The following is a 12,481-nucleotide window of genomic DNA, read 5'->3' as shown; positions in this document are numbered from 1 at the left end:
GACTGGGAGCAACTTCACGTGGCATCACTTATCGAAAAACTTCTCCGCACGGGTGACAAAAAAACCCTGCGGCAACTGCGGAACTATGCCGATTCCATCAATGCCCTGGAGAGCTCCTTCCAGACCTTCACGGACGCCGAGCTCCGTGAAGAAACTGACCGTCTGCGCGAACGCCACCTGGCCGGCGAGAAGCTCGACGATCTGCTGCCCGAAGCGTTCGCGGCGGTACGCGAGGCCTCGTCCCGTACCCTCGGCATGCGCCACTTCGATGTCCAGCTCATGGGCGGCGCCGCCCTGCACCTGGGCAACATCGCCGAAATGAAGACCGGTGAAGGCAAGACCCTGGTGGCCACCGCTCCGGCCTACCTCAACGCCCTTACCGGCAAAGGCGTCCACGTCGTCACCGTGAACGACTACCTCGCCGAATACCAGTCCGACCTCATGGGCCGCGTCTACCGCTTCCTCGGCCTCACCAGCGGCTGCATCCTCTCCAACCAGGACCCTGCGCTGCGCCGCGAGCAGTACGCCGCGGACATCACGTACGGAACGAACAACGAATTCGGCTTCGACTACCTGCGCGACAACATGGCGTGGGACAGCTCGGAACTCGTCCAGCGCGGCCACCATTTCGCCATCGTCGACGAAGTGGACTCGATCCTCATCGACGAGGCCCGCACCCCGCTCATCATCTCCGGTCCGGCGCAGGGGGACACCAACCGCTGGTACAGCGAATTCGCCAAGGTGGTCATGCGCCTGCAGGCCGAGACCGACTACGAGGTCGATGAGAAGAAGCGCACCGTGGGTGTCCTCGAGGCCGGCATTGAAAAGGTCGAGGACTACCTCGGCATCCACAACCTTTACGAGTCCGCCAACACGCCCCTGATCGGCTTCCTGAACAACGCCATCAAGGCCAAGGAGCTGTTCAAGCGCGACAAGGACTACGTCATCCTCGACGGCGAGGTGCTGATCGTCGATGAGCACACCGGCCGCATTCTCGCCGGCCGCCGCTACAACGAAGGCATGCACCAGGCCATCGAAGCCAAGGAAGGCGTCGAGATCAAGGCCGAGAACCAGACGCTCGCCACCGTCACGCTGCAGAACTACTTCCGCATGTACGACAAGCTCGCGGGCATGACCGGCACGGCCGAGACCGAGGCCGCCGAGTTCATGAGCACCTACAAGCTCGGCGTCGTTGCCATCCCCACCAACCGTGACATGACACGGATCGACCAGGCCGACCTCGTCTACAAGAACGAGACCGTCAAATTCGACGCCGTGGTCAAGGACATCGCCGAACGTCACGAAAAGGGCCAGCCTGTCCTCGTCGGCACCACCAGCGTCGAGAAGAGCGAATACCTCTCCCGGCTGCTGGCCAAGGAAGGCGTCCGGCACGAGGTCCTGAACGCCAAGAACCATGCCCGTGAAGCGTCCATTGTGGCCCAGGCCGGCCGCAAGGCCGCCGTCACGGTCGCGACCAACATGGCCGGCCGCGGTACCGACATCATGCTCGGCGGCAACGCGGAGTTCACCGCCGTCGCCGAAATGGCCAAGCGCGGCCTGGACCCGGAGGAGAACTCCGAGGAATACGAGGCCGCATGGCCCGAGGTGTTTGAATCCGCCAAGCAGGCCGTCAAGGACGAGCACGAGGAAGTCCTGAACCTGGGCGGACTCTACGTGCTCGGCACTGAACGGCACGAGTCCCGCCGCATCGACAACCAGCTCCGCGGGCGTTCCGGACGCCAGGGCGACCCCGGCGAGTCCCGGTTCTACCTCTCGCTGACCGATGACCTGATGCGTCTGTTCAACTCCGGCGCGGCCGAGCGGCTCATGAACAGCTCGGTGCCGGACGACGTCGCCCTCGAATCCAAGCTCGTCTCGCGCGCCATCGCCTCGGCCCAGGGCCAGGTGGAGGGCCGCAACGCCGAACAGCGCAAGAACGTGCTGAAGTACGACGACGTCCTGAACCGCCAGCGCGAGGCAATCTACGGTGACCGCCGCCGCATCCTCGAAGGCGATGACCTCCACGAGAAGGTCCAGTACTTCCTGGAAGACACCATCAACGCCTTCATCGACGCAGCCACAGCCGAGGGCACGGGCGATGACTGGGACTTCAACCTCCTGTGGTCGAATCTCAAGACGCTCTACCCCGTGAGCTTCTCTCCGCGCGACGTCATTGACGAGGCCGGCGGCAAGTCCCGGATCACGGTCGACTTCCTCCGGGAAGAGATCCTCTCCGATGCCCGTCTGGTGTACCAGGCCAGGGAGCAGGCGATCGGCTCCGAGAGCATGCGCGAATTGGAGCGCCGGGTTGTCCTGTCCGTCATCGGGCGCAAGTGGCAAGAACACCTCTACGAGATGGACTACCTCAAGGAGGGCATCGGGCTGCGCGCCATGGCCCAGCGTGACCCCCTGGTGGAGTACCAGCGCGAGGGCTTCATCATGTTCCAGGCCATGATGGAGGCCATCCGCGAGGAGAGTGTCGGCTTCCTGTTCAACCTCGACGTCGAAGTGACACCGGCGGAGGACGTTGTGGTGGCGGACGCCCAGGGCCAGCACACCGAACACCACGAGCCGCAGATCCATGCTGCCGGACTCGAAGCCCCGGAGAAACCCGCGCAGCTGCAGTACACCGCCCCTGGCGAGGACGGTGCCGCCCAGACCCGGATCGAGGCGAAGGTCTCCGGTCGTTCGGGAAACCCGGCCAAGGCCGCGGCGCAGGACATTGGCCGCCGCGCTGCGAAGAAGAAGCGGCGCTAGGCACGACGCCAACGTACGGGAGGACCGGAGCATTTGCTCCGGTCCTCCCGTGTTTGCGCCTCCTTTCCTTGACAGTCCGGCCCTAGACAGTCCGGGCTTTCCCTTGCAGGCCGGGGCCGGTCCCGCAGGTTCCTGCCCGTTGCGCCTTCGGCCCGCTACTGTTTTCTGCCGGCTCTCAGCCTGTTTTCTGCCTCCGGCCCTGCCGTTCAGCCGATCTCCAGCACGGTGACGCGCCAGGCCGCCGTGCCGCGCTCCAGCCGCAGCGCGACTGCGCGGACCCGTGTTTCCTCGACCACCACCGCGCTGGCCTCGTAGACGTCATCCGCTACGCGGCAGGCCCGGACGGACCGGACAGACGGGTTGCGGTGCAGCCTGCCCGCCGTTGGCGAGCTGCCGGAGGCAACCCGTCGGGTCAGTGCGGCGCGGTGCTGGAGGGCCGCCAGGCAGCGCGGGTCCAGGCGCCGGGAGAGCTGCTGTGCGGGCCGCGTGCCGGCCAGCACTTCGATCGCGGCCTGCACGGTGCTGCGGGAAATCGCGCATATCTCGCGGGCCTCGTCAACAACGCGCAGCGGCGGCGGGGCCGCGGCGGCGTGGTTGGCCGCTGGTGTTGCCGTGCCGGACACAACCCGGAGGGCGGGGGCGTGCGGGACGGGGGTCGCCGCGGCTGAGCGGATCCCGGTGACTGCCTTCATGACGGTTCCTTTGCTGATGGCTAATGGCTAATGGCTAATGCGGGCGGCTGGTGCCTGTGCGGGTGGCTGTGCCGGATGAATTTCCGGCCGGCCCGTGCTGTGGTCTTCGGTGTAGGCGGAGCCGGAGCCGGAGCCGGAGCCGGAGCGGGGCAGGGGCCGTGGCTGCGGCCCGTGGTGCGGCGGGCGCCTAGCGTGGCGGCGGGAGGACCAGGACTTGTCCGGGCCGCAGCAAGTGCGGGTCGGCTCCGATAGCGTCGCGGTTGCCCGCATAGAGCCGGGGCCACTCCCTGGCGATGTCGGCGTCGGAAGCCAACGGCCCCAGCGCCGCCGCGGCGATGCTCCACAGCGAATCGCCGGACCGGACCGTGACCTCTCTGCGGGCGCCGGGGATGTCCCGCGCGCGCACATGGCGTGCAGCCAATGGTCCGGCATCCACGATGGGGCTCAGCGGCTTCCACCGCGGATCCAGCGCGGTACCGGCTCCCGGCCCTTGCGGGTCCGGCGCCAAGGCCTGCCCGGGCGACGGTGTCCACGAAGCCGACACTGCTGCGGGGCCGGTCCGGTCCGGCCCGGCCACGCCGGGCGCAGTGGCCGCGTTGGCCAGCGGCGCTGTCAGCAGCTGCAGCCCGACGGCGGCGAGCACCAGCCGCCGCATGAACGCCGGGCTGAACCGGGCCGTGGCCGCCGCCGCGCGGGTCCTGCCGAAGCGGTCCAGCAGTGCCGCTGCGACGGCGATGGCGAGCGACATCACCCACCAGGTGATGACAATCAGCCCGGCCGTATTTGCCACGATCCCCACCTGGTCCTCGAAGGACAGTGACTGCCGGCGCGCCGAGCCGGACTGCCAGCGCTGAATGAGGAAACTTCCCGTAGCCGCGAGGAAGATCCCAAGCAGCAGGATGACGGCGGCCATGGCGGCGTCGGCCCGAACTGTCTGTCTGGGCAGGCGGACGGGCAGGGGACGGGCCCCGGGTTGCGGTGTTGCTGTCCGGTCCATGGGCTGTTTCCTCCAGTCAGAATAGATATCTTTTGATGCTGTTTGATGTCGTTTGATTGTGTTTAATTCTGTTTAACGAAGTGTGATCCTATTGCGTCCCGGTTGTCTAGGTGCAGTGCGTGCCTGTGGATAGGGTTGCCTACGGATTGACCGGCGCGGGAGGCCCGCCTACGCTGGCGCCATGCGGTGGGATGCCTTGTTTGAGGACATGGAGGGACAGCTGGCTGGGCGCCAGCGGCTGGAATTTGAGGCCGAAATAGCCGAGCGTGCACTGGTGGACTCTGCGGGAGTGGAACTCGCGGACCGGCTCCGGGGGTCCCTCGGGCTCAGTATCCGCGTGCAGCTGTCCTCGGGGAGGGCGTTCGAGGGAGTGCTGAGCCATGCGGGCAGCGAAGCCCTGGTCCTTGACGAGCCCCAGCACCAGGTACTCGTTCCCTACGCCGCGGCGGCGTACTATGGGGGTCTTTCGCGGGTGGCGGTCTCCGAACCGTCAGTTGTCCGCCGGCGGCTCGGTTTGGGCAGCGCCCTGCGGGGACTCGCAAGAAACCGTGCGCCGGTGACGATATTTGTCGCTCACGATGGGGCGGATGCCGGGCTCTATGGGGTCATTGACACAGTCGGCAGGGACTTTTTGGACCTGGCCGTGAGACGGGAGGGCGAGGAACGGCCTCCGGGGAACGCCCGGCAGGTGCTGGCCATTCCCTTCGGTGCCCTCGCGGGCATCAGATCCGTTGGTGCCGCCGGCGGCTAGTCAGCCCGCCAGGTTCAACTTCCGGCGGACTTCGCCTTGGCCTCTTCGATCATGCGGCTGGCCTCGGCGTAGCGCTCCTGGATGTACTGCTCAAGCATCTTCTCCTCGACGCGCCACTGGCCGCGCCCGCCCACCTGGATTGCCTTCAGCTCGCCGCTGCGAACAAGCGCGTAGGCGGCCGGAGAGTTGATCTGGAGCTGCTCGGCAACGTCAGCGAGAGTCAGGAATCGGGGCATGAATCCATTTTGCCACCGTTGAGGCCTACTGGTGCCGTTATCCACAGTTTGCGCCTGTTTGGCCCTGGATCTTCCACGAAGGCGGCCCGGGCGCAACAATAGGGGTGCCCGGCATCCCGGGAACGGACGGCGACGACAGGGGGAGCGGACGCATGAGTGGAAGCGCGGCAGCCGGAGGTGCCCGTTTGAAAAGGCCGTCCTGGAAAGACCCCCGGCTCCTCGTCGGAATCCTGCTCGTCCTGGCATCCGTGGTGGGCGTGGTCTCGCTGGTCGGTGCCGCGGACCAGACCACGGAAGCGTATGCAGCGCGGGAGCCGATCGCCGTGGGGGAGACGCTGACTGCCGACAAACTGCACCGGGTCAAGGTACGGCTCGGGGATTTGGAACAGCACTACCTGACCCCGGAGGCCGGCCTGGATGCCGGACTCGTGGCCGTGCAGCGGATCGGCAAGGACCAGTTGCTGCCGCGCGAGAGTGTCGGGCAACTGGACGGGCTGGATCGAAAGCCGGTCGCCGTCACCGTCGAGGAGACCCTTCCCGCCCAGGCCGTGGCGGGCTCGCGCGTGGATGTCTGGGTTGCCTTGCCGGATACCCGCAACGGCTTCAGCGAGCCTGCGTTGCTCCTCTCCGGCGCCGAAATTGCCCAGATCACCTCGGGCAGTACGGCTCTGGGCTCCTCCCGCTCCACGGTGGTCATGGTGCTCGTCCCGGACGCCCAGATGCCCAAGCTGCTGGGGGCCCAGGCCAACAAAGCAAAGATCGCGGTCGTGTGGAACCCGGGCGGTACCGCGCGATGAGCATTCCCGTGGTGACCGTGGGGGACTCCCGTGATGACCTGGTCGGCGGACTCGAGCGGCTGCACGGGCCCGTGTCCGTTGTCCGGCGGTGCAGCGAACTGGCTGAACTGCTGGCGGCCTGCCAGAGCGGGTTGGCCCGCGCCGCCGTCGTAGCGGCCGGCAGTCAAGAGCTGACGGCCTCGCTGGGTGGACCGGCTGTCCGCCGTTGGCGTCGTCGTTATCGCCCTGACCGACAACCCTGAGGAAACGGTCCGCCTGCGGACTATTGGCGTGGCAGCGGAAGCCCGCGCCATTGATGCCGCGGCCCTGGCGGCGCGGATTTCCGCGGCGGTGGCGCAGCTCAGCGGCGCCGGAGACGGGCCGGGGCTGGCCGCGGGTGACGGCGCCTCGTCCGTCGCCGTCGCGGCCGCAGGGCAGATGCCGCGGTCTTCCGGGGCGCCCCCGGTCACCGCAAGTCCAGCCGCGAAGGGCCGGATCATTGCGGTCTGGGGCCCCGCCGGCGCGCCGGGCCGGACCCTGGTGGCCGCCAACATCGCGGGGGAGTTGGCCGCAGAAGGCCAATCCGTGCTGCTGGTCGACGCCGACAGTTACGGTGCCAGCGTGGCCGCCCTTTTGGGTCTGCTTGACGAGGCCGCCGGGCTGGCCCAGGCCTGCCGGCTGGCAGACCAGGGTCTGCTCGACGCCGATGCCCTGCTCAGGATCGCCACGACGGTGCCGACCAAGGCCGGGGCAATGCGGGTGCTCACCGGCATCACGCGGGCGGACCGCTGGACGGAACTGCGCGCTGCGGCCCTCACGCTGGTGCTGGACCGTGCCCGGGAGATTGCGGATGTCACGGTGGTGGACACCGGTTTCTGCCTCGAAACCGATGACGCGCTGGGCTTTGACAGTGGCGCGCCGCGCCGCAACGCCGCGACCCTGCGAAGCCTGGAACTGGCCGACACGGTCTTTGCCGTCGGGGCAGCCGACTCCATCGGCGTGCCGAGGCTGGTCCGTGGCCTCGCCGAACTCCGGACGGCCGTCCCGCAGGCATCGCCCCACGTGGTCCTGAATAAAGTCAGAACCTCCGCCGTTGGACGCTCGCCCGAACGTCAGCTGCGGGCCGCCTGGGAGCGGTACGGCCCCTCGGCGCCGTTGTCGGCGTTCCTGCCCTCCGACCCCGCAGCGAGCGACGCCGCCCTCCTGTCGGGGGCACTTTTGCTCGAAGCCGCCCCTGAATCCGAGCTGCGGCATGCGATCGCCACATTGGTTTGTGCACCTGCCCAGCGAATCAAGAAATCCTTTGTCTTTTCTTCCACAGCACGACGCCGGGCAAAGGGTTAGTGTCAACGTAAGGGCCGCAAAGAGGCGGCTGTGAACTTCTTTTATGGAGGCGTTTCGATGTCGTCTGGGTCCAGCGTGGAGGATCAGCCCGTTTCGATCGGTAGTAGCGAAAGCTACCTCGGGGATTACTACGAGCACCTCGCGGAGGAGGATTTCCGGGCCTATCCCCAGGAAGTCCTGACGGCAAGGACCGAAACCCACCGCCAGATCGCGGCGACGCGGAAGCCGGGCATCGCGAACATCGCCCTCCGTGACGAGGCCGACTGCAGCGTCCTGTACATCGTCACCGATGACATGCCCTTCCTCGTGGATTCCGTCAACGCCGAACTGGTCCGCCAGAACGCGCCCATCCACCTCGTGCTGCACCCGCTTTTCGTGGTGACCCGCAACCGGGAGACCGGCGATCTCGTCAAGGTGGCGCGCGTCCCCTCCCACCTGGGCATCTCCAGCGGTGACACGGCGGCCATGCCGAACCTCTCCCACCTCATCGCCGAGGGCGACAACGCCTCGCACATGGAATCCTGGATCGCCGTCGAGATCGACCTCGTCGACGAGGAGAAGCGCGCGGAACTGGTCAAGGGAATCTCCCGCGTGCTTGGCGATGTCCGCGCCGCCGTCGAAGACTGGCCCAAGATGCGCACGAAGGCCCTGGAGATCTCCGCGGATCTGGACCGGGTGGCCAACCGGGCGCAGATTGCCGAGCTACGGCAGGCCCAGGACCTGCTCCGCTGGCTCGATGACGGGAACTTCACTTTCCTCGGCTACCGCGAATACGACCTCGTGAACGAATCCGGTGAGGATGTCCTCGAACTGCGCGAGGAAAGCGGCCTCGGCCTGCTCCGCGCCGGCGCGGACACCCGACAGGTCCAGCACCTCACCGAGGCCGGCCGGAAGAAGGCCCGCGAGAAGCGCGCGCTCGTGATCACGAAGGCGAACTCCCGCTCCACCGTGCACCGCCCGGCGTACCTGGACTACATCGGCGTCAAGAGCTTCGACGCCGCCGGCAACGTCAACGGGGAACGCCGCTTCATCGGCCTGTTCGCCACGACCGCCTACGCCGGATCCGTCCGCGATATCCCCGTCGTCCGGGAAAAAGTGGCCGCCGTCCTCAGCGACGCCGGCTTCCCGCCGGACTCGCACTCGGGCAAGGACCTGCTGGGCATCCTTGAAACCTATCCGCGCGATGAGCTCTTCCAGATCGAAATCCCGGACCTCGCCGCCATCGCCACCGGCATCCAGCGGCTGCAGGAGCGCCGCCGGACGCGGCTCTTCCTCCGCCCCGACATCTACGGCCGCTTCATGTCAGCCGTCGTCTATCTGCCCCGCGACCGCTACACCACCAACGTCCGCCTGCGCATTGAGCAGGAACTGCGGGAGACCTTCAACGCCGTCTCCATCGACTACGAGGCGCGCATGACAGAGTCCGCTCTGGCCCGCCTCTTCTTCCGGATCCGGCTGCCCAAGGACGCCGACGTCAGCAACGTCAACAGCGACGAGCTGGAGAAGCGCCTGGTCCGGGCCGCCCGTTCCTGGGGCGAAGGCATTTCCGAAGTTCTGCGGGCCCGCGGCGACGGCGGAGACGCCAGCGCCAAGGAACTGGCAGCCGTCTGGGCGGAAGCATTCCCGGCCGGCTACCGGGTGGACTACGAGATCGAAGACGCGCTGCAGGACATCGACCGCTTCGAAAAGTACGGTGCCGCGGCCGAACGGGCCGGCGAAGCCGTCAAGGAGCACCCCGGTGTCCACGTGTACCTCCCCGATGGCGCCGGAGCCACACTGGAAGAGGACGCCCGGGTCAAGCTCTACATGCTGGAGCCGAAGAGCCTGAGCCAGATCCTGCCGTACTTCCACAACCTCGGCCTCGAGGTCCTGGACGAACGCCCGTTCGAGATCGAGACCGCGGATCACCGGGACTTCTTCCTCTACGACCTTGGCCTCAAGTACCCCGCCGGCGTGGATCCCCAAGCCACCGGCCAGCTGCTGGGCGAGTTCTTCGGCGCCGCCGTGACCGGCGCCGTGGAATCCGACAGCTTCGACCGGCTGGTGCTGCGGGAAGGCATGCACTGGCGCCAGGTGGTCGTACTGCGCGCTTACGCCAAGTACATGCGGCAAATGGGCAACACCAACTCCTTCGGATTCCTGGCCGACACCCTGCTGGCGAACCCGGATGTCACCAGGGGACTCAGCGCCCTGTTCACGGCACGCTTCGACCCCGCGCTCAGCGACGCCGACCGCGTGCTCAGGGAAGTAGAGGTCCTCGCCGGCCTGGATGCGGCGATCGAGCAGGTCGCCACCCTCGATGCCGACCGCGTGCTGCGCACGTTCAAGAACCTCATCCAGGCCACGCTCCGCACGAACTACTTCCAGAACAAGCCCCACCTGAGCTTCAAACTGGATCCGTCCCAGATCGAGGGCCTGCCGTTCCCGCGGCCCATGTTCGAGATCTGGGTCTACTCGCCCCGGGTCGAGGGCGTGCACCTGCGCTTCGGCAAGGTGGCCCGTGGCGGCCTGCGCTGGTCGGACCGGCGCGAGGACTTCCGCACCGAAATCCTGGGCCTGGTGAAGGCGCAGACCGTCAAGAACGCCGTCATTGTGCCGACGGGTGCCAAGGGCGGCTTCTACGCCAAGCAGCTCCCGGACCCCGCGGCAGACCGCAGCGCCTGGATGGCCGAAGGTGTCGAGAGCTACAAAACGTTCATTCGCGGGCTACTGGACATCACGGACAACCTGATCGTGACGCCCGAGGGCGAAACCGTCCGGCCCCCGGCCGACGTCGTGCGCCATGACGACGACGATTCCTACCTCGTGGTCGCGGCCGACAAGGGTACGGCGTCCTTCTCCGACATCGCCAACGGACTGGCCGGCGAATACGGCTTCTGGCTCGGCGACGCCTTCGCCTCCGGCGGCTCCGTCGGCTACGACCACAAGGCCATGGGCATCACCGCCCGCGGCGCGTGGGAGTCGGTCAAGCGCCACTTCAGCGAACTGGACCTCGACACCCAGGCCGAGCCCTTCACCGTGGTGGGCGTCGGTGACATGTCCGGCGACGTGTTCGGCAACGGCATGCTGCTCTCCAAGCACATCCGCCTGCTGGCGGCGTTCGACCACCGGCACATCTTCCTCGACCCCACCCCGGACGAGGCAACGTCCTACGCGGAACGCCAACGGCTCTTCGAACTGCCCCGGTCCTCCTGGGATGACTACAACAAGTCGCTCATCAGCGAAGGCGGCGGCGTCTTTGCCCGGCAGGCCAAGTCGATCCCCGTGTCCGCGCAGGTCCGCGCGGCCCTCGGCCTCCCGGAGGGCACCACGGAGCTGAGCCCGCCGGAGCTCCTGCGCGCCATCCTCCTGGCCCCGGCCGACCTGCTCTACAACGGCGGCATCGGCACCTACGTCAAGGCCAGCACCGAAACGAATGCCGAGGTCGGTGACAAGGCCAACGACGCCATCCGCGTGGACGGCCGCGAACTGCGGGTCAAGGTGGTCGGGGAAGGCGGAAACCTGGGGATGACCCAGCGCGGACGCATCGAGGCCGCGCTGCAGGGCGTCATCCTCAACACGGACGCGATCGACAACTCGGCCGGCGTGGACTGCTCGGACCACGAGGTCAACATCAAGATCTTCGTGGACCGGATGGTGGCGGCAGGCAAGCTTGAGCCCGCCGAGCGTGCGGACTTCCTGGCCTCGATGACCGACGAGGTCGGCCGGCTGGTGCTCGAGGACAACATCGACCAGAACATCCTGCTCCTCAACGACCGGATGCGGGTCTCCGAATGGAGCCCCAGCTACGAACGGCTCATGGACTGGCTGGAAAAATCTGCGGACCTCAAGCGGGACCTGGAGGCGCTGCCCACCACGGACACGCTGCGGGAGCGCCTGGAACAGGGCCAGGGGCTGACCTCCCCGGAGCTGTCGGTCCTGGCCGCCTACGCCAAGATCGAACTTGCCACCGCGCTGCGCGACAGCGGCCTCGCCGATGACCCGTGGTTCCGCACGACACTGCGGGCCTACTTCCCGGAGCAGCTGCGGGAGAGGTTCGACGCCGAACTGGACACCCACCCGCTGCGCCGCGAGATCATCGCGACCGTGGTTGCCAACGACATGATCAACCTCGGCGGCATCACCTTCGCGTTCCGTGCCATCGAGGAAACCTCGGCCACGGAGGCGGCCGTCGCCAAGGCGTTCGTGGCCCTCCGCGAGGTCTATGAGCTGGACATCATGGTCACGGAACTCAACGAACTGCCGGCGTCGTTCCCGACCGAACATTGGAGCACCGTCCACCTGGACATCCGGCGGCTGCTGGACCGCGCCGTCCGGTGGCTCCTCGGCCAGGGCTCGGCGTCCCGCCCGATCGCCGAGATCGTGGCCGAATTCAAACCGCTGATGGATCCCATGCGGGCCCGGCTGCTCGACTACCTCCGGGGCGACGACCGCGCCCGCGTGGCCGAATGGCTGGAGAAGGCCCGCAGCTGGGACCTTCCGGAAGACCTGGCTCACCGCTGGGCGGAACTGTTCGAGAGCTTCGTGCTCCTGGACATCGCCAAGATCGTCCACGGCAGCAAGGAATCCGTGGCCGATATTGCCCACGTGTACTACACCGTCTTCAACCGCTTCCATGCAGATTCCCTCCTCGAACGCATCACCAAGCTGCCGAGGGAGGACCGCTGGCAGGCCCTGGCCCGTGCAGCCCTGCGCGATGACCTCTACTCCACCGTCTCGGACATGACGACGGCGGTGCTGGAGTGCACCCCCGCCGGGACTCCCGCGGAGGAGCGGCTGGCGGTCTGGGAGGGCCAGAACGCGGAGCAGCTGGGCCGGGCGAAGTCAATGTTTGACGAGGTCAATGCGCTCGAGGCCGATGACATGGCCTCACTGTCGGTAGCATTGAGGCTCTTGAGGTCAATCGTCCGACGCTAAGGGGCTGCCGT

7 protein-coding genes and 1 pseudogene are annotated in these 12,481 nt (G+C 67.2%); 5 read left to right on the top strand and 3 right to left on the bottom strand.

The window, feature by feature from the left end; translation table 11 throughout:
* Positions 1-18: 18 nt before the first annotated feature.
* Positions 19-2,757 (top strand): preprotein translocase subunit SecA, encoded by a 2,739-nt coding sequence (secA, locus tag ABH915_RS16215; RefSeq protein ID WP_370123172.1) that lies wholly within the window; start codon positions 19-21, stop codon positions 2,755-2,757.
* A 206-nt stretch (positions 2,758-2,963) separates the two neighbouring features.
* Here secA and ABH915_RS16210 read toward each other — a convergent pair whose 3' ends face one another.
* Both ABH915_RS16210 and ABH915_RS16205 read right to left on the bottom strand, forming a co-directional pair.
* Positions 2,964-3,449: an Rv3235 family protein gene (locus tag ABH915_RS16210; RefSeq protein ID WP_370123169.1), complete on the bottom strand. Its 486-nt coding sequence runs from the start codon at positions 3,447-3,449 to the stop codon at positions 2,964-2,966.
* A 187-nt stretch (positions 3,450-3,636) separates the two neighbouring features.
* Positions 3,637-4,446, bottom strand: coding sequence for a LysM peptidoglycan-binding domain-containing protein (locus ABH915_RS16205; RefSeq protein ID WP_370123166.1), 810 nt, complete (start codon positions 4,444-4,446; stop codon positions 3,637-3,639).
* Between the two features lie 181 nt (positions 4,447-4,627).
* Here ABH915_RS16205 and ABH915_RS16200 point away from each other — a divergent pair, with 181 nt between their 5' ends.
* Entirely contained in the window at positions 4,628-5,197 is a 570-nt protein-coding gene (locus ABH915_RS16200; RefSeq protein ID WP_370123164.1) for a hypothetical protein, read from the top strand.
* 14 nt (positions 5,198-5,211) lie between these two features.
* Here the strand turns inward: ABH915_RS16200 and ABH915_RS16195 are convergent, their stop codons facing one another.
* Positions 5,212-5,433, bottom strand: coding sequence for a helix-turn-helix domain-containing protein (locus ABH915_RS16195; RefSeq protein ID WP_018775212.1), 222 nt, complete (start codon positions 5,431-5,433; stop codon positions 5,212-5,214).
* Between the two features lie 152 nt (positions 5,434-5,585).
* On the opposite strand from ABH915_RS16195, the gene ABH915_RS16190 reads away from it, so the two are divergent.
* The 3 genes and pseudogenes from ABH915_RS16190 to ABH915_RS16180 all read left to right on the top strand — a co-directional run bounded on the left by ABH915_RS16190 (position 5,586) and on the right by ABH915_RS16180 (position 12,470).
* Entirely contained in the window at positions 5,586-6,230 is a 645-nt protein-coding gene (locus ABH915_RS16190) for a hypothetical protein (RefSeq protein ID WP_370123160.1), read from the top strand.
* Positions 6,227-7,553: pseudogene (locus ABH915_RS16185) on the top strand (CpaE family protein). The gene ABH915_RS16190 and the pseudogene ABH915_RS16185 overlap by 4 nt, the downstream one beginning before the upstream one ends.
* Positions 7,554-7,610: 57 nt before the next feature.
* Positions 7,611-12,470, top strand: coding sequence for an NAD-glutamate dehydrogenase (locus tag ABH915_RS16180; RefSeq protein WP_370123157.1), 4,860 nt, complete (start codon positions 7,611-7,613; stop codon positions 12,468-12,470).
* Positions 12,471-12,481 lie beyond the last annotated feature (11 nt).

This window comes from Arthrobacter sp. MW3 TE3886 (assembly GCF_041262145.1).
Taxonomy (GTDB): domain Bacteria; phylum Actinomycetota; class Actinomycetes; order Actinomycetales; family Micrococcaceae; genus Arthrobacter.
This window is presented reverse-complemented; position numbering and strand designations above follow the sequence as displayed.

Excerpts from the sequence above, each read along its gene's own strand:
- ABH915_RS16200 (WP_370123164.1), top strand. The coding sequence starts at position 4,628 with ATGCGGTGGGATGCCTTGTTTGAGGACATGGAGGGACAGCTGGCTGGG.
- ABH915_RS16180 (WP_370123157.1), top strand. The coding sequence starts at position 7,611 with ATGTCGTCTGGGTCCAGCGTGGAGGATCAGCCCGTTTCGATCGGTAGT.
- ABH915_RS16195 (WP_018775212.1), bottom strand. The coding sequence starts at position 5,433 with ATGCCCCGATTCCTGACTCTCGCTGACGTTGCCGAGCAGCTCCAGATC.
- ABH915_RS16190 (WP_370123160.1), top strand. The coding sequence starts at position 5,586 with ATGAGTGGAAGCGCGGCAGCCGGAGGTGCCCGTTTGAAAAGGCCGTCC.
- ABH915_RS16205 (WP_370123166.1), bottom strand. The coding sequence starts at position 4,446 with ATGGACCGGACAGCAACACCGCAACCCGGGGCCCGTCCCCTGCCCGTC.
- ABH915_RS16210 (WP_370123169.1), bottom strand. The coding sequence starts at position 3,449 with ATGAAGGCAGTCACCGGGATCCGCTCAGCCGCGGCGACCCCCGTCCCG.